Here is a 17856-nt window from a genome sequence, read left to right as displayed (position 1 = left end):
ACATCCCTTCCACAAGGAATCCTTCGGATTCAGCAGAACGACAAAGGTGCTAGAGAGGACATGACCATGCAAACGCAACTCCTGATCAACGGCCAACTCGTCACCGGTGAAGGCCCGGCGCAACCGGTGCTCAACCCCGCCCTCGGCGAGGTGCTGGCGGAGATCAACGAAGCCACCGAGGCCCAGGTCGATGCCGCCGTGCGCGCCGCCGACGCCGCCTTCGCCGCGTGGTCGCAGACCACCCCGAAAGACCGTTCGCTGCTGCTGCTCAAATTGGCCGACGCCATCGAAGCCCACGGCGAGGAACTGGCGAAACTGGAATCGGACAACTGCGGCAAGCCCTACAGCGCCGCCCTCAACGACGAGATCCCGGCGATCGCCGACGTGTTCCGCTTCTTCGCCGGCGCCAGCCGTTGCCTGAGCGGCTCGGCCGGCGGCGAATACCTGCCCGGCCACACCTCGATGATCCGCCGCGACCCGGTGGGCGTGATCGCCTCCATCGCGCCGTGGAACTACCCGCTGATGATGGTCGCCTGGAAGATCGCCCCGGCCCTCGCCGCCGGCAACACCGTGGTGCTCAAGCCGTCGGAGCAGACCCCGCTGACCGCGCTGCGCCTGGCCCAGCTGGCGTCGGACATCTTCCCGGCCGGCGTGCTCAACCTGGTGTTCGGCCGCGGCCCGAGCGTCGGCCAGCCGCTGGTCACCCACCCGAAAGTGCGCATGGTGTCGCTGACCGGCTCCATCGCCACCGGCGCCCACATCATCAGCGACACCGCCGAGAGCGTTAAACGCATGCACATGGAGCTGGGCGGCAAGGCCCCGGTGATCATCTTCGACGACGCCGACATCGACGCCGCCGTCGAGGGCATCCGCACCTTCGGCTTCTACAACGCCGGCCAGGACTGCACCGCCGCATGCCGCATCTACGCGCAGCAAGGCATCTACGACAAGTTCGTCGAGAAGCTCGGCGCCGCGGTCAGCACTATCAAGCATGGCTTGCAGAGCGATCCGGCCACCGAGCTGGGCCCGCTGATTACCGCCCAGCACCGCGACCGCGTGGCCGGGTTCGTCGAGCGCGCGGTGGCTCAGCCGCACATCCGGCTGGTCACCGGCGGCAAGAAGGTCGAGGGCAACGGCTTCTTCTTCGAGCCGACCGTGCTGGCCGACGTGCAGCAGGACGACGAAATCGTGCGCCGCGAAGTGTTCGGGCCGGTGGTGTCGGTGACTAAGTTCACCGACGAGGCCCAGGCGCTGGAGTGGGCCAACGATTCGGACTACGGCCTGGCGTCCTCGGTGTGGACGGCGGACGTCGGCCGCGCCCATCGCCTGTCGGCGCGACTGCAGTACGGCTGCACCTGGGTCAACACCCACTTCATGCTCGTCAGCGAAATGCCCCATGGCGGTCAGAAACTGTCCGGGTACGGCAAGGACATGTCCATGTACGGGCTGGAGGACTACACCACCGTGCGGCATGTGATGTTCAAGCACTGACACGCCGGTCGATTCGTCGCAGCGCTGCTCCCATCGTTGAAATGCAGTCCCTTGAGCAAGCCACTGCCCTGCGGCGCCAGGGATGACGCCATCGCCAGCAGGCTAGCGCCCACAGGGATCTTGGTTGAATGCTGCTTTTGCAGTCACTGCCGAACAATGTGGAGCCAGCCTGCTGGCGATGACGGCGCCACGGTTTCAACGCACCACCTGACTTCACCGCAACACCCAAAACAATAACCACCGATCCGGGCGGCGCCTGCACGGCCCCGCCACGGCTTCGGCCATCCGGAATCTGCCGATCCTGCGGAGCGAACACCCATGAGCGCGTCACCCGATCTCTCCACCGCCATCGCCGACAGCGATGCCGAACAGCTGCGTCAGCTGGGCTACACCTCCAATTTCAAACGCAGCATGAGCCTGTGGGAAAACTTCGCCCTGGGCTTCACCTACCTGTCGCCGGTCGTCGGCGTGTACACCTTGTTCGGCCTGTGCCTGGCGGCCGGCGGGCCGCCGATGTTCTGGGCCTACCTGCTGGTGGGCTGCGGCCAGTTGCTGGTGTGCCTGATCTTCGGCGAGGTGGTCTCGCAGTTCCCGATCTCCGGCGGCGTCTACCCGTGGGCCCGGCGCCTGGTGGGCAAGAAATGGGCGTGGATGGTCGGCTGGATCTACTCCATCGCCCTGTGCGTGACCATCGCGGCGGTGGCGGTGGGCGCCGGCCCTTACCTGGCGGCCATGATGGGCTTCGAGCCGAGCAACAACACCAACATCGTGATCGCCCTGGCGCTGACGCTGTTCGCCACGCTGGTCAACCTCAGCGGCACCAAGGCCCTGGCGCGCATCGCCATGTTCGGCTTCCTCTGCGAACTGGTCGGCGCGGTGATCGTCGGCGTGTACCTGCTGATCTTCGAACGCCACCAGCCGCTCGGCGTGCTGTTCGACACGTTCGCCATCAGCGTCGACGGCTCCTACCTGCCGGCCTTCCTCACCGCCTCGCTGGCGGGGATGTTCCTCTACTACGGCTTCGAGGCCTGCGGCGACGTCGCCGAAGAGACGCCGAACCCGAGCAAGCGGATCCCGGTGGCCATGCGCATGACCATCTACATCGGCGGCATCGCGGCGATGTTCGCCTGCCTTGCGCTGATCCTCGCCGTGCCGGACATGCAGGCGGTGATCAACGGCACCGACAAGGACCCGGTCACCACCATCCTCAACAACGCCTTCGGCCCGGTGGGCTCGAAAGTGGTGATGGGCGTGGTGATGATTTCCTTCATCTCCTGCGTCATCAGCCTGCAAGCGGCGGCGAGCCGTCTGCTGTATTCCTACGCCCGTGACGAGATGGTGATCGGCAGCCGACTGCTGAAACGAATTTCTCCCACGACCCAGGTTCCGGTGGCGGCGCTGTTCGTGTCCGGCGTCCTGCCCGGCCTGATCATCGCCTTGGGCTTCTTCCTGCAAGACGCCGTGGCCACCATCGTCAGCTTCGCCGCCATCGGCATCTACCTGGCGTTCCAGATGATCGTGCTGGCGGCGCTGTACGCGCGGACCAAAGGCTGGAAGCCGAGCGGCAAGTTCACCCTCGGCGCCTGGGGCTGGCCGGTGAACATCGGCGCGCTGGTGTACGGCGTCGGCGCCATCGTCAACATGGCCTGGCCGCGCACGCCGGACGCGGCGTGGTACATCAACTACGCGATGGTGCTCAGCACCGCCATCGTGGTGGGGTTGGGCCTGCTGTACATGTGGATCGGCAAGCCGTACGACCACGGCAAGGCACCGGCCGGGGATGCGTGGAAGGTGGGGCGCTGAAAACATCGGCGTTTGCCGTTGGATGCCTGTGGCGAGGGAGCGTGCTCCCTCGCCACAATTTCCTGTTTCAAAACCGCGAAACGCTGCGCATCGCGTCCACCAGGTAGCGCATCGCGATCCGGTCGCTTTCCGACAGCTCGCGGTAGCGCTCCACCAGTTTCAGTTCCTCGGAGCTGAGCCTGCGCCTTCGCCGGCTGCCCAGGCAGGGAAAGATGCCCAACATTTCGGTGATGCCTTGTGCTTTTGCCATGGACGATGTCCTTCTCCAATACGTCAAAGAATTTCCTGAAAACCGCATCGCCCTGCTCCCTTCAGGAGCGATCTGAGCCCCCGCCGGCCCGACGGATCGTGGCCGGCCATGCCCCTAGGATAGAAATTTAATCGGCGCTGGAAAGCGGTTTTTAGAGTAATTAATCGAAAAAAGCAGAAATGCCCTCTAAATCAGAAAACCCTGTCGGATAAATTAACCGTAACGTCTTGTTTCATTGAGACGCTAGCGCCGTGCTATCAACGAATTTTGCAATTCAAGCGAACGGTTTAAGCTAGCGCGCATCTGTTTATAGTCCGCAGCGTTTGGCCGAAGGCTTGTCCGAACCCTCATCTCTGATCCAGCACGTGCCAGGAAAGGCGCGGGATTGCCCACGACAGGTTGTACTTATGCACCGCAGGAATTTGCTCAAAGCGTCCATGGCCATTGCGGCCTACACCGGCCTTTCCGCCAGCGGCCTGTTGGCTGCCCGCGCCTGGGCCGCCAGCGGCAGCGGCGCCGCCGACGGCGAGGCCCAGGCCTTCGATTTCGAGACGCTCAAACGTCAGGCCAAGCAACTGGCCAGCAGCGCCTACCAGGACACCAAGCAAGTGCTGCCGCCGACCCTGGCGACCATGACCCCGCAGAACTTCAACGCCATCCGCTACGACGGCGAGCATTCTTTGTGGAAGGACAACAAGGGGCAGCTCGACGTGCAGTTCTTCCACGTCGGCATGGGTTTCCGTCAACCGGTGCGCATGTACAGCGTCGACACCAAGACCCGCATGGCCCGCGAGGTGCACTTCCGGCCGTCGCTGTTCAACTACGAGAACACCTCGGTCGACACCCAGCAGCTCAAGGGCGACCTGGGCTTCGCCGGCTTCAAGCTGTTCAAGGCGCCGGAGCTGGACCGCCACGACGTGGTGTCGTTCCTCGGCGCCAGCTACTTCCGCGCGGTGGACGCCACCGGCCAATACGGCCTGTCGGCCCGAGGCCTGGCCATCGACACCTACGCCAAGAAGCGCGAAGAATTCCCTGACTTCACCAAATTCTGGTTCGAGACCCCTGACCAGAACGCCACCCGTTTCGTGGTCTACGCCCTGCTCGATTCGCCGAGCGCCACCGGCGCCTACCGCTTCGACATCGATTGCCAGGCCGAGCGCGTGGTGATGGAGGTCGACGCCCACGTCAACGCCCGCACCGCCATCGACCAACTGGGCATTGCGCCGATGACCAGCATGTTCAGCTGCGGCACCCACGAGCGGCGCATGTGCGACACCATCCACCCGCAGATCCACGACTCGGATCGCCTGGCCATGTGGCGCGGCAACGGCGAATGGATCTGCCGTCCGCTGAACAACCCGGCGACTCTGCAGTTCAACGCGTTCTCCGACAAGGATCCGAAAGGCTTCGGCCTGGTGCAGACCGACCACGAGTTCGCCAACTACCAGGACACCGTGGACTGGTACAGCCGTCGCCCGAGCCTGTGGGTCGAGCCGACGACCCCTTGGGGCGAAGGCTCGGTCGATCTGCTGGAGATCCCGACCACCGGCGAGACCATGGACAACATCGTGGCCTTCTGGACACCGAAGAAACCGGTGGCCGCCGGCGACTCGCTGAACTACGGCTACAAACTCTACTGGAGCGCCCTGCCGCCGGTCGGCACGCCGCTGGCGCGGGTGCACGCCACCCGTTCCGGCATGGGCGGCTTCACCGAGGGCTGGGCCCCGGGCGAGCATTACCCTGAGGTCTGGGCCCGCCGCTTCGCCGTGGACTTCACCGGCGGCGGCCTGGAGCGCCTGCCACAGGGCACCGGGATCGAACCGGTGGTGACCTGCTCCAACGGCAAGGTGCAGGACTTCAGCGTGCTGGCGCTGGACGACATCAAGGGCTACCGGATCCTGTTCGACTGGTACCCGACCAACGACAGCGTGGATCCGGTGGAACTGCGCCTGTTCATCCGCACCAACGACCGCACGCTGAGCGAGACCTGGCTGTACCAGTACTTCCCGCCGGCGCCGGACAAGCGCAAGTACACCTGAGGCTTTGCGGCGCCCTGACCGGCGCCATCGCGGGCAAGCCCGCTCCCACAGGCTTTTTTGGGTGTGCAGGGATTTTGCGCACGACCGGGATCCCTGTGGGAGCCAGCCTGCTGGCGATGGCGGCAGTCCAGGCTCCGCAGAGCAGGATCAACACAGTTGCTCCCACAGTGACCGGGGGATACTCACCCCTGTTGTGCTCCCACATGACCTGTGGGAGCGGGCTTGCCCGCGATAGGGCCCTCACAGCCGACTCAGTCCAGCGGGCGATACAGGTGAATGTCCAGCGGCTCAAGCTCGAACAGTTCAGGATCCGGCCGCTTCACCAGCCGACACCCCTGGCGCAGATAGAACTCCACGGTATTGCGCGACTCGGTGGCCGACACGTACAGCGCCTGCGCCCCCGTTTCCCGCCCTTGCCCGCAAGCCAGGGCAAACAGCCGCGACCCCAGCCCGCGCCCCCGCCAATCATGGCTGATGTGCAGGAACTTCAACTGGCGCATGCGCAAGTCCCCGTTGCGGATGACCCGGTTATCCACAACCACCGCCGCCACCAGCACCTGCCCGTCGAACACCCCGTAGAACCAGCCGCCGCGCCTGAAGCATTCCGTCAGCGTCACGGCATCGCGCTGCGCCTCGCCCTCCGGCCAGCCGCGCATGTCGTAGTGCACCGGGTACAGCACCAGTTCGCCGTTCTCCAGGCGATAGCACTGTTCGATCAGTTCGGTGCGGTCGATCAGCGCCAGCAGCGGCAGATCGTCTTCGGTCAAGGCGCGTTCGTTCAGCATGCGGGGCTCAATCCTTTGTGTTCACGTTTCGGCAGGCCAGAAAAAACCCGCCGTACCTGCGGCGGGTCTTTATAGGCCGGAGCGAACCGGCGATCAATCCCGCAGGTCAGACTCGTGGATCGGCTGGTCGCGGTGCGTCGCGCGCTGGTACTGCGCCGGCCAGGTCGCCTTGCGCCCGCCCAGGTCGTCGTCGGCGTGCAGCGGCCAGTACGGGTCGCGCAGCAATTCGCGGGCGAGGAAGATGATGTCGGCCTGACAGGTGCGCAGGATGTGCTCGGCCTGGGCCGGTTCGGTGATCATGCCCACGGTGCCTGTGGATATCCCCGACTCCTTGCGCACCCGTTCGGCAAACCGGGTCTGGTAGCCGGGCCCCACGGGGATCTCGGCGTTCGCGGCGGTGCCGCCCGACGACACATCGACCAGATCGGCGCCCAGGGCCTTGAGGCGCCGCGCCAGCTCCACGGTTTCGTCCGGGTTCCAGCCGTCCTCCACCCAATCGGTGGCCGACACCCGGACAAACACCGGCAACTCTTCCGGCCACACCGCGCGCACGGCCTCGGTGACTTGCAGCACCAGGCGGATACGGTTCTCGAACGAGCCGCCGTACTGATCCCGGCGCTGGTTGCTCAACGGCGACAGGAACTGATGCAGCAGATAGCCATGGGCGGCATGCACCTCGGCCACCTTGAACCCCGCCGCCAACGCTCGTTTGGCCGCCGCGACGAAGGCCTGGACGACCTCGGCGATCTGCCCCTCATCGAGTTGCCGGGGCTGGGTGTGCTGCGGGTCGAACGCGATCGGCGACGGCCCCACCGGCGTCCAGCCGCCGTCCGCCGGCTTGACGCTGCCGTGCTTACCCAGCCACGGGCGGAAGGTGCTGGCCTTGCGCCCGGCATGGGCCAGCTGAATGCCGGCCACGGCGCCCTGGGCGGTGATGAACCGGGTGATGCGTTGCAGGGGTTCGATCTGCTCGTCGTTCCACAGGCCGAGGTCCTGCGCGGTGATCCGGCCGTCGGCGGTGACGGCCGTGGCTTCGGTGAACACCAGGCCGGCGCCGCCCACCGCACGGCTGCCGAGGTGCACCAGGTGCCAGTCGTTGGCCAGGCCGTCGACGCTGGAGTACTGGCACATCGGCGACACGGCGATGCGGTTGGGCAAGGTCAGTTGGCGAAGGGTAAAGGGCTCAAGCAGCAGACTCATGGGGCACCTCTCAATTCAGTGGGCAGGCTCCAGGGTTCTGTTTGAAAAGTCGACGAGTGACAGGAAAGGATGCAGCACCCGCCCCCGCGGGCAAAAAACTCGACAAGACGTCACAAGGCCAATCAAGCAGTGTTTAGAGCCTAGACGACATCCGGGGAGGATGGCGGAGTTGCGAGCGATTCGGTGCCGCCCCGCCCGGCCGCCGCTCCCACAACCCTGTGCACGGCACGGTTGCTGTGGGAGCCAGCCTGCTGGCGCTGGGCTTAACGCGGTTCGATGTGGGCGATCATCAGTTGCACGGTCTCATTGCCGCGGAACTCGTTGAGGTCGAGCTTGTAGGCCAGTTCCACCCACTTGATGGTCGGGTTCGGCCAGATGTCGCGGTCGATGCCGAACGCGATGCCGTCCAGCTTCACCGAACCGCATTCGCTCTTGAGCACCACCTTGAGGTGCCGCTCGCCGACCACCCGCTGCTCGACCAACTGGAACACGCCATGGAACAGCGGCTCCGGGAAGTGCTGCCCCCAGGGGCCGGCATGGCGCAAGGCGCGGGCCAGCTCCAGGTGGAACTCCTCCACCGCCAGCGTGCCGTCCGACAGCAGGCGCCCGGTGAGGTCCTCTTCACGGAGCTGTCGGCGCACCTCCGCGTCGAACGCTTCGGCGAACAGCGGAAAGTGCTCCTGCGGCAAGGTCAGGCCCGCCGCCATCGCGTGGCCGCCGTACTTGGTGATCAAGTGCGGATGCTGCGCCGCAACCACGCTCAGGGCATCGCGGATGTGAAAGCCCTGCACCGAACGGCCCGAGCCCTTGAGCAGACCGTCGCCGGCATCGGCGAAGGCGATGGTCGGGCGGTGGTAGCGCTCCTTCATCCGCGAGGCGAGGATGCCGATCACCCCTTGGTGCCATTCCGGGTCGAACAGGCACAGGCCGAACGGCATCGACTCCACCGGCAGGTCCTTGAGCTGGGCCATGGCTTCGCGCTGCATGCCCTGCTCGATGGACTTGCGATCCTGGTTCATGCCGTCCAACTGCGCGGCCATTTCCCGGGCCAGCGCGGCGTCCTGGGTCAGCAGGCACTCGATGCCCAGGCTCATGTCGTCCAGTCGGCCGGCCGCGTTGAGACGCGGGCCGACGATGAAGCCAAGGTCCGTGGAGGTGATGCGCGACGCATCGCGCTTGGCCACTTCCAGGATCGCCTTGATCCCCGGCCGCGCGCGCCCGACGCGGATCCGCTCCAGCCCCTGGTGCACCAGGATCCGGTTGTTCGCGTCCAGCGGCACCACGTCGGCGACGCTGCCCAGCGCCACCAGGTCCAGCAGTTCGCCGATGTTCGGCTGCGGCTGGCTGTCGTAGCGGCCGAGGCTGCGCAGGCGTGCGCGCAAGGCCATCAGCACATAGAAAATCACCCCGACCCCGGCCAGCGCCTTGCTCGGGAATTCGCAGCCGGGCTGGTTCGGGTTGACCAGCGCGTCGGCCTGCGGCAGCTCGTCGCCGGGCAAGTGGTGATCGGTGATCAGCACCTTGAACCCGGCCCGCTTCGCCGCCGCCACACCGTCGACGCTGGAGATGCCGTTGTCCACCGTGATCAGCAGGTGCGGCTCGCGGGTCTTGGCCACCTCGACGATTTCCGGGGTCAGGCCGTAGCCGTAGTCGAAACGGTTCGGCACCAGGTAATCCACATGGGCCGCCCCCAACAGACGAAGGCCCAGCACGCCCACGGTGCTGGCGGTCGCGCCGTCGGCGTCGAAGTCGCCGACGATCAGGATCCGCTGCCGAAGGTCCAGCGCCGTCACCAGCAGATCCACCGCCGCATCGATGCCCTTGAGCTGCTGGAACGGAATCAGCCGCGCCAGGCTCTTGTCCAGTTCCGACTCGGACTGCACGCCCCGCGCCGCGTACAGACGGGTCAGCAGCGGCGGCAGATCACCGAGAAAAGGCAGGGTTTCAGGCAACGGGCGAGGTTCGATACGCATGGGGTGACAGCTGTTTCTCTTGAATGTGTGGGAAATTGCGAAGCGGTAAGGCCTCAGCCGCGGTCGCCGAGCAGCCAGGTCAGCTGGACTTCGTGCTGACCGCGGTCGTCGGTCACGAACACCGTGCCCTCGCTGATCATCACGTCCCACTTGATCGCACGCGGCATGTCGGTGGCCAGGGCTTCCAGCGCCTCCTGCGGCACGGCGGCGATGTTGACGTTCTTCAGCGTCTTGACCGCCGGCACCACCTTGCCTTCCCACACGCGCAGGCTGCCGTAGGCCAGCAGGCTGGTGCGTTCGGTGCGGCGCGAGCACCAGGTCAGGCGCTCGGCGTCTGGCTGGCCGACTTCGATCCAGTGCAGGATGCGGTCGTCCAGGCTCTTTTCCCACAGCGCAGCTTCATCCACGTCCGACAGACCACGGCCGAACGACAGGTTCTCGTTGTACCAGAGGGCGTAGGCCAACAGCCGAACGGCCATGCGTTCCTCGGTTTCCGAAGGGTGACGGGCGATGGTCTGCTTCACGCTCTCGTAGACGTTGCGGTCGAGGTCGGTGAGGTTCAGTTCGAATTTGTAGGTGGTGGACGGCTGGGCCATGGACGGGCTTCTTGAGACGTGGAAAGTCGGCCAGTCTAACCGATGCCGCAGGCAATCCACGAATTGATGGCGATCAACCTTGCGCGTCTGACGGCCGGCTATGTTAAAACGCTGTATCCGCCACGCCTTGTCCTACAGGATTCAGCATGCCGTTCTCCAGCAAACCGCTCAGCGGTCTGAAAGTCATCGAGTTGGGTACATTGATTGCCGGCCCCTTTGCCTCGCGCATCTGCGGCGAGTTCGGCGCCGACGTGATCAAGGTCGAATCGCCGGACGGCGGCGATCCGCTGCGCAAGTGGCGCAAGCTGTATGAAGGCACGTCGCTGTGGTGGTTCGTCCAGGCGCGCAACAAGCAGTCCCTGACCCTGAACCTCAAGCACCCGGACGGCCTGGCGATCCTCAAGCAGTTGCTGGGCGAGGCGGACATCCTGATCGAGAACTTCCGTCCCGGTGTGCTGGAAAAACTCGGCCTGGGCTGGGACACCCTGCACGCGCTCAACCCCAAACTGGTGATGGTGCGTCTGTCCGGCTTCGGCCAGACCGGCCCCATGAAGGATCAGCCGGGGTTCGGCGCGGTGGGCGAGTCCATGGGCGGCCTGCGCTACATCACAGGTTTCGAGGACCGGCCGCCGGTGCGCACCGGCATCTCCATCGGCGACTCGATCGCGGCCTTGTGGGGCGTGATCGGCGCCCTGATGGCCCTGCGTCACCGCGAGGTCAACGGCGGCCTCGGCCAGGTGGTCGATGTGGCGCTGTACGAGGCGATCTTCGCCATGATGGAAAGCATGGTGCCGGAATTCGACGTGTTCGGCTTCATCCGCGAGCGCACCGGCAACATCATGCCCGGCATCACCCCCTCGTCGATCCACACCAGCGCCGACGGCAAGCATGTGCAGATCGGCGCCAACGGCGATGCGATCTTCAAGCGCTTCATGCAGATCATCGGCCGCGACGACCTGGCCGACGACCCGACGCTGGCCAGCAACGACGGCCGCGACAGCCGCCGCGACGAGCTGTACGGCGTGATCGACCGCTGGGTCAATTCACTGCCGCTGGCCCAGGTGCTGGAGAAGCTGAACGAGGCCGAGGTCCCCGCCAGCCGCATCTTCAGCGCCGAAGACATGTTCAGCGATCCGCAGTACCTGGCCCGGGAAATGTTCCTGCAGGCCCGCCTGCCGGACGGCAAGCCTTTCAAGATGCCGGGCATCGTGCCGAAACTGTCTGAAACGCCCGGCACCGCCGAATGGGTCGGGCCGCAGTTGGGTGAACACAACGCACAGGTGCTCAAGGGTCTTGGCTACGACGACGAACGGATCGCCCGGCTGCGCGAAGACGGAGCCATTTAAGCTGAAGCCCCGGATGAACCGAACGCACAACCGCGCCCGCCACTGGTGGACGTGGCGGTTGTTCGGCCTGCTTTTCCTGCTGGCGCTCCCGGCGTGGGCCCAGGCCAAGCCCACGTTGATCTGGCTGTTGCGCGACCTGCCGCCGCTGACCATCTTCGAAGGCCCGAAGAAGGGCCAGGGCGTGATCGATCAATTGATGCCGATGCTGATCGCCGGCATGCCGCAGTACGAACACACGCTGATGCGGGTCAACCGCGCCCGCGGCCTGCAGATGCTGCATGAGCACCCCTTCGCGTGCGACCCCTCGATGCTCTGGAACAAGGAGCGGGCACAGTGGATCGCCTTCTCCATACCGGCCGTCCGGGCGGTCAGCAACGGTCTGGTGGTTCGGCGCCGGGACCGCGAGGTGCTGACGCCGTTCCTGGCCGACGGCGCAGTCGACCTGACGGCACTGCTGGCCAGCGGCGAGAGGAAGGTCGGCGTGGTGGCCGAGCGCAGCTATGGCGATTACCTCGACACCCTGCTGCGGCAGGCTCCGGCCAATGCCCTGACCCCGCATTACGGCAACGATGCCGTGAGCAGCCTGCTGTCCATGCAGCGCCTGGGCCGGTTGCAGGTGGTGCTGGGCTACTGGCCGGAAATCCGCTACCAGGCCCGCCAGGCCGGCATCGACGAAGACGAACTGCTGTTCTTTCCGATCCTCGGCGCGGACAAGTACCTGTCGAGCCACGTCGGCTGCACCGACACCACCCAGGGCCGGCAGGCGATCGCCGAGATCGACCAGTTACTGCGAACCCTCCCCCATGAGCACCTGAACCGGTTGTACGCCGACTGGCTGGATCCTGACAGGCGCGAAGACTACCTGGAGCAGGCACGGCTGTTCTTCCGGCAGCAGTCGGCACCCTGAACGGCGGGCAAAAAGAAACCCCGAGAAGTGGGGAGCCATCTCGGGGTCAAACGTGGCCTTCAACAAAGCCTCGTGACAGCAGGCGACAAGCACCGGAGCACAATGCTTGATCCTGCTGACATGGGGTCTGACTGACAGGAACGCAGGAAGGTTCCCACAAAATTGCCTAGGCGCTCAGATCGCCGGAGGACGAACCCCGCCAGCATTGCGCAAGGCTGCGATGACGCAGGGCTCCAACCGCCCTTCGGCGATCAGCAGGTCGCGGTGCAGGCCGTCGACGACGTCCGTGAGCTGGCGCCTGTCGCCCAACTGAGCCCGGTTGAATCCGCGCTTCAGCACGACGGTGCCCTCGGGGTTCTGCAGCGTCACCTGGCAATCGCCGTTCTGACCGCTCGGCGTTACCGTCACCTGATAGGGGCTCAGCGCCTCGCCCAGCAAAAGACTGATACTTTCCATATGGATCTCCACTCGTTCGTCCGGCAGCGAAGTGCCTTGGGCGTGTACACCGTGAATGACCCGCGATCCGGGAAGAAAGTTCTGCCGGCAGAACCTCCGGACCTGCGCATCGTCAATGCATCAGAGCATGCGCGGCGAAGATGACAGGAACATAACCGCCCGCTCAGGCGCTCGCCGATTGCCTTGCCGTTTGGAGGTAACGGTCCAGCAGCCCCCGCATCAGCACCGCCGACACCGGCGACTGCAACCGCCCCAACAAGACGAGTTCGTGGGCCTTGAACAGCGCGTCGAGGTCCGCCGACAGGCTCGGCGCGACATTGCCCAGCTGTATCAGCCCCCGCGCCCGCTTCTCGACCGCGAGGTGGCGGATCAGCGCCAGGCCGTCGCCGCCCTTGAGCTGCGGATCGCAGATGGCGATGTCGACCGGGCCCCGACACTTGAGCGAACGGAGCGCCGAGGCGAGCGACGGTGCCGTCAGCACATCGTAGATGCCGACGGCGTTGAGCATCTGGTGCAGGGCCATCAACCGGAAAGGATTGTGTTCGAGTATCAGGATCTTGAGTGCGCGCATGGACGACCTCCGGGCAACAATCGCGGACTCTCACCGCATGTGCCGTCCACTCTAGGGCAGCCCCCCTTCAGACGCCCATCAGAAAAGTGGTCGCGTTTTATAGGACGTTTCCTAGTTTTTCACGGGCATCCCGACCCGCCCTCCGCCTTGCGCTGGTTGATGTCTGTCCAGCCGCCCACAAGGCCTCGCAACTGGCCATCGACGCCGTAGAACGGCACAGTCCATTGATAGATGTCCCTCAGACCGCCCTTGAACAGCAGCCGGCGTTTGCTGAAGCGGGTCTTGCGCGACCCCATCTGCGCCATGAATTCGTCATGCAGCATCCGGGCGGTGGATTCCGGCAAGGTGTCCACGTCGATCAGCCGGCGCCCCTGCACCCGGTCGAATCGGGTCGACAGGCTCTCCTCGTAGCTCTTGTTGCACATGACCAGGCGCCCTTCCGGATCCCGCACGAATACCGGATCGGGCATGGCATCGATCAAGGCCCGCTGAAAGGCCAATTGGTCGCCCAGATGCCGCTCGACGTCCCGGCGCTGCCGGATCACAGCGCTCAGCCGGCGGTTCCAGACCATCGACAGCACACCGAAAACGCCTACGAAGAACATGAGCCAGCATCCCCACCAACTGAGCGGATAGCAGAAGCCGGACTTGGGCGGCGGCGCGATTCCGCCCAGCCACCTCAGGCGGATGGCCCGCAGCTCTTGGGCGGGAAAGGCCTCCAGGGCCTTGTTGAGAATACCGCGCAGCTCGGGCTGGCCTTTGCGCAACGCCAAGTGATCCGCCTCCCAGCGTCCCTCGACGACGCCGCCCACCTTGAGCAGCCCCGACGGGTACAGTTGGGCGCCGATCTCGTTCTCGATGGTGGCATGCGCCTCTCCGCTCTCCACCAGCGCCCTGGCTTCGGCGTAGGTCTTGACCGAGCGTACCCGGATGGCCGGATACTCCCGGCGGATCGCCTCCTCCAGGGCATGCCGGGCGGGCAACACCAGCACCCGGCCGGCCAACTGCTCCAGCGATGTGAGCAGCGGCGCGCCGGCCTTTCCGACAAACACCCAGCCCGCCCCGCCGAAGGCGTGGCTGAAATCCAGGAACGCCTTGCGCTCGTCGTTCATCGCCAGTGTCGTGCTGATGTCCGCCGCGCCGCTTTTCAGCCGCTCCAGCATCTGCTCGGTGGAAAACGATTCGCGATGGACGAACACCAGTCCGGTCATCGCGCCGATGCGCTGGAGCACATCGTTGTTCAAGCCGCTCCAGTGACCGTGCTCGTCCTGGAACAGGTACAGCGGGTACTGCACCGACGCGACCGCCACTTCGGGATGATCGCGGATCCACTGGCGCTCGGCGGGGTCCAGTTCAAGGGCGGCGGGCGGCGGAGCACCCCCCTCGTGCATGGCCAGCTGCGCCGCCTTCCCTTCCTGGCACCCGGCCAGCAGCGCCATCAGGCACAGGCTGCCGAGCGCCGACATCATTTTTCTGTAGAACAGCATTGCCACTTCCTTCGTGATCGACTCACCCGTCCTTTGCTGGGGCGAAAACCCGGGCAGTGTGGCACGCAGGAATGAAAAAGCCCGTCATCGGACGGGCTTCAAAATGTGACAGCTTTTCGGGCCTACAGCGGCTTGCCGCGGTTGCCATGCTGGCTGACAAAGGCCTGCACGGATTTCAGCTCGTTCGGCAGGACGGTGCAGCGCTCTTCTCTTTCAAACAAATCAGAAAGATGTGCAGGCAGTTCGAGAGCTTTTCCTACACCGGCTTTTTCCACCGCATCCGGGAACTTCACCGGGTGCGCCGTGCCCAGGATCACCATCGGAATGTCCAGGCTGCGGCGGCATTCCCGTGCGGCCTTGACGCCGATGGCGGTGTGCGGGTCCAGCACTTCGCCGGTCTGCTCGAACACTTGCGCGATGGTCTCGCAGGTCTGCGCATCGTCCACCGCCAGCGAATCGAACAGTTTGCGCGCCTCGGTCCAGCGTTCCTGTTCAACGCTGAAACCACCGCCCTGCTTGAACGCGTCCATCAGGCCGGCGATCGCGGCGCCGTTGCGACCGTGCAGGTCGAACAGCAGGCGTTCGAAGTTCGACGACACCATGATGTCCATCGACGGCGACAGCGTGGCGTGCAGGGTTTCCTTGACGTACTGGTTGCCGCTCATGAAGCGGTGCAGGATGTCGTTGCGGTTGGTGGCGACGATCAGCTGGTTGATCGGCAGGCCCATGTTGCGCGCCAGGTAACCGGCGAAGATGTCGCCGAAGTTGCCGGTCGGCACCGAGAACGACACCGAACGCGCCGGTCCGCCCAACTGCAGGGCCGCGTGGAAGTAGTAGACGATCTGGGCCATGATCCGCGCCCAGTTGATCGAGTTCACCGCCACCAGGCGCGTGCCCTTGAGGAAGCCCTGGTCGGCGAAGCTGGCCTTGACCATCTCCTGGCAGTCGTCGAAGTTGCCTTCGATGGCGATGTTGTGGATGTTGTCGCCCAGGATCGTGGTCATCTGCCGGCGCTGCACTTCGGACACGCGGTTGTGCGGGTGCAGGATGAAGATGTCGACGTTCTCGCAGCGCTTGCAGCCTTCGATGGCGGCCGAACCAGTGTCGCCGGAGGTGGCGCCGACGATCACCACGCGCTCGCCGCGCTTTTGCAGCACGTGATCGAGCAGGCGGCCGAGCAGTTGCAGGGCGAAGTCCTTGAAGGCCAGGGTCGGGCCGTGGAACAGCTCCATCACCCACTCGTTGCCGTTCAGCTGACGCAGCGGCGCGACGGCGCTGTGGGCGAACGCACCGTAGGTCTCTTCGAGGATCTTCTTGAAATCGGCGTCGGCGATGCTGCCGGTGACGAACGGCCGCATGACGCGGAAAGCCAGCTCGTGGTACGGCAGGCCGGCCCAGGAAGCGATTTCCTCCTGGGTGAAGCGTGGCAGGTTTTCCGGGACGTACAGGCCGCCGTCGGTGGCGAGGCCGGCCAGCAGGACGTCTTCGAAATTCAGGGCCGGTGCCTGGCCGCGGGTACTTATATAACGCATGTTTTCAAACCTTCGGTTTGAGCCGCGAGTTTCAAGCTGCAAGCAACAAGGAAAAGCCGAACTGCCTTTGACTTGCCGCTTGCGACTTGCCGCTTGCCGCTGCTGTTAATTCAGGGATTCGACACGGATCCGCACGACCGGACCGACCACGCCCGCCAGGGCTTCGAGGGCGGCGATCGCATCGTTGATGCGCTGCTCCAGCACGCGGTGGGTCAGCAGGATCATCGGCACCAGGCCATCGTGTTCCTCGGCCTCTTTCTGCATGATCGACTCGATGTTGATGCCGCGCTCCGACAGGATGCTCGCCACCTGGGCCAGCACGCCCGGATGGTCCTTGGCCTGGATGCGCAGGTAGTACGCACTTTCGCAGGCTTCGATCGGCAGGATCGGATGGGCCGACAGCGAGTCCGGCTGGAAGGCCAGGTGCGGCACGCGGTTTTCCGGGTCGGAGGTCATGGCGCGAACCACGTCCACCAAATCGGCGATCACCGACGAAGCGGTCGGCTCCATGCCGGCGCCGGCGCCGTAGAACAGGGTCGAGCCGGCGGCGTCGCCGTTGACCATCACCGCGTTCATCACGCCGTTGACGTTGGCGATCAGGCGGTCGGCCGGAATCAGCGTCGGGTGGACGCGCAATTCGATGCCGGCCGCGGTGCTGCGCGCCACGCCCAGGTGCTTGATGCGGTAGCCCAGCGCTTCGGCGTAGTTCACATCGGCGGTGGTCAGCTTGGTGATGCCCTCGGTGTACGCCTTGTCGAACTGCAGCGGAACGCCGAACGCGATGGACGCCAGGATCGTCAGCTTGTGCGCTGCGTCGATGCCTTCGACGTCGAAGGTCGGATCGGCTTCGGCGTAGCCCAGCGCCTGGGCCTCGGCCAACACGTCTTCAAAGGTGCGGCCCTTCTCGCGCATTTCGGTGAGGATGAAGTTGCCGGTGCCGTTGATGATCCCGGCGACCCAGTTGATACGGTTGGCGGACAGGCCTTCACGGATCGCCTTGATCACCGGAATGCCACCGGCTACCGCCGCTTCAAATGCCACGATCACGCCTTTCTCGCGTGCCTTGGCGAAAATTTCATTACCGTGAACGGCAATCAGAGCCTTGTTCGCGGTGACCACATGCTTGCCATTCTCGATGGCCTTGAGTACCAGCTCGCGGGCAACGGTGTAGCCGCCCATCAGCTCTATGACGATGTCGATCTCAGGGTTCGTGGCCACTTCGAAGACATCGTTGGTAATCGCAATACCGGTCGTCTGGAACTGAGGCTTTGGCGTGCGCATGGCAATTTGTGCCACTTCGATCCCACGCCCGGCACGACGAGCGATTTCCTCGGCGTTGCGCTGAAGTACGTTGAAGGTTCCGCCACCGACGGTCCCTAACCCACAGATGCCTACTTTGACCGGTTTCACTGTGAACTCC

At 64.9% G+C, this 17856-nt stretch carries 15 protein-coding genes; 5 read left to right on the top strand and 10 right to left on the bottom strand.

Going from position 1 to position 17856, the window contains the following annotated elements:
- Positions 1-66 precede the first annotated feature (66 nt).
- Both CAG41_RS06690 and CAG41_RS06685 read left to right on the top strand, forming a co-directional pair.
- Positions 67-1491 (top strand): gamma-aminobutyraldehyde dehydrogenase, encoded by a 1425-nt coding sequence (locus CAG41_RS06690; protein WP_085633986.1) that lies wholly within the window; start codon positions 67-69, stop codon positions 1489-1491.
- Between the two features lie 318 nt (positions 1492-1809).
- Positions 1810-3294, top strand: a complete 1485-nt coding sequence (locus CAG41_RS06685; protein ID WP_085581275.1) for an APC family permease — start codon at positions 1810-1812, stop codon at positions 3292-3294.
- A 67-nt stretch (positions 3295-3361) separates the two neighbouring features.
- Here the strand turns inward: CAG41_RS06685 and CAG41_RS06680 are convergent, their stop codons facing one another.
- Positions 3362-3544, bottom strand: a complete 183-nt coding sequence (locus tag CAG41_RS06680) for a hypothetical protein (RefSeq protein ID WP_085581272.1) — start codon at positions 3542-3544, stop codon at positions 3362-3364.
- A gap of 407 nt (positions 3545-3951) precedes the next feature.
- Here CAG41_RS06680 and CAG41_RS06675 point away from each other — a divergent pair, with 407 nt between their 5' ends.
- A complete protein-coding gene (locus tag CAG41_RS06675; protein ID WP_085581270.1) occupies positions 3952-5583 on the top strand; it encodes a glucan biosynthesis protein D in 1632 nt (543 codons plus the stop codon).
- A 251-nt stretch (positions 5584-5834) separates the two neighbouring features.
- Here CAG41_RS06675 and CAG41_RS06670 read toward each other — a convergent pair whose 3' ends face one another.
- From CAG41_RS06670 to CAG41_RS06655, 4 genes are all read right to left on the bottom strand, one after another.
- Positions 5835-6368 (bottom strand): GNAT family N-acetyltransferase, encoded by a 534-nt coding sequence (locus tag CAG41_RS06670; RefSeq protein WP_085706804.1) that lies wholly within the window; start codon positions 6366-6368, stop codon positions 5835-5837.
- Positions 6369-6461: 93 nt separating this feature from the next.
- Positions 6462-7568 carry an NADH:flavin oxidoreductase/NADH oxidase gene (locus CAG41_RS06665; RefSeq protein WP_085581266.1) on the bottom strand — a complete coding sequence of 369 codons (1107 nt, stop codon included), beginning with the start codon at positions 7566-7568 and terminating at the stop codon, positions 6462-6464.
- Between the two features lie 263 nt (positions 7569-7831).
- On the bottom strand, positions 7832-9541 hold the full coding sequence (recJ, locus tag CAG41_RS06660) for a single-stranded-DNA-specific exonuclease RecJ (protein WP_085581264.1): 1710 nt from the start codon (positions 9539-9541) through the stop codon (positions 7832-7834).
- A 53-nt stretch (positions 9542-9594) separates the two neighbouring features.
- A complete protein-coding gene (locus tag CAG41_RS06655; protein ID WP_085581262.1) occupies positions 9595-10137 on the bottom strand; it encodes a YaeQ family protein in 543 nt (180 codons plus the stop codon).
- A gap of 146 nt (positions 10138-10283) precedes the next feature.
- On the opposite strand from CAG41_RS06655, the gene CAG41_RS06650 reads away from it, so the two are divergent.
- Positions 10284-11483, top strand: a complete 1200-nt coding sequence (locus tag CAG41_RS06650; RefSeq protein ID WP_085656075.1) for a CaiB/BaiF CoA-transferase family protein — start codon at positions 10284-10286, stop codon at positions 11481-11483.
- 13 nt (positions 11484-11496) lie between these two features.
- Positions 11497-12390: a TIGR02285 family protein gene (locus CAG41_RS06645; RefSeq protein ID WP_085656074.1), complete on the top strand. Its 894-nt coding sequence runs from the start codon at positions 11497-11499 to the stop codon at positions 12388-12390.
- Between the two features lie 174 nt (positions 12391-12564).
- On the opposite strand, the gene CAG41_RS06640 is transcribed toward CAG41_RS06645, so the two are convergent.
- From CAG41_RS06640 to CAG41_RS06620, 5 genes are all read right to left on the bottom strand, one after another.
- On the bottom strand, positions 12565-12846 hold the full coding sequence (locus tag CAG41_RS06640) for a DUF3509 domain-containing protein (RefSeq protein ID WP_085694431.1): 282 nt from the start codon (positions 12844-12846) through the stop codon (positions 12565-12567).
- Between the two features lie 163 nt (positions 12847-13009).
- Positions 13010-13417 carry a response regulator gene (locus CAG41_RS06635; RefSeq protein WP_085581254.1) on the bottom strand — a complete coding sequence of 136 codons (408 nt, stop codon included), beginning with the start codon at positions 13415-13417 and terminating at the stop codon, positions 13010-13012.
- Between the two features lie 119 nt (positions 13418-13536).
- The gene (locus tag CAG41_RS06630) at positions 13537-14904 is read right to left on the bottom strand and encodes a transporter substrate-binding domain-containing protein (RefSeq protein WP_085633981.1); all 1368 of its coding nucleotides are present in this window, start codon (positions 14902-14904) and stop codon (positions 13537-13539) included.
- A 122-nt stretch (positions 14905-15026) separates the two neighbouring features.
- Positions 15027-16436 (bottom strand): threonine synthase, encoded by a 1410-nt coding sequence (thrC, locus tag CAG41_RS06625; RefSeq protein WP_085581249.1) that lies wholly within the window; start codon positions 16434-16436, stop codon positions 15027-15029.
- Positions 16437-16541: 105 nt separating this feature from the next.
- Positions 16542-17846, bottom strand: a complete 1305-nt coding sequence (locus tag CAG41_RS06620) for a homoserine dehydrogenase (protein ID WP_085581247.1) — start codon at positions 17844-17846, stop codon at positions 16542-16544.
- Positions 17847-17856: the final 10 nt, after the last annotated feature.

It is taken from the genome of Pseudomonas sp. B35(2017) (assembly GCF_002113645.1).
Lineage (GTDB): Bacteria > Pseudomonadota > Gammaproteobacteria > Pseudomonadales > Pseudomonadaceae > Aquipseudomonas > Aquipseudomonas ekonensis.
The sequence above is the reverse complement of the archived record's forward strand: the minus strand, read 5'-3'. Positions and strand labels throughout refer to the sequence as shown.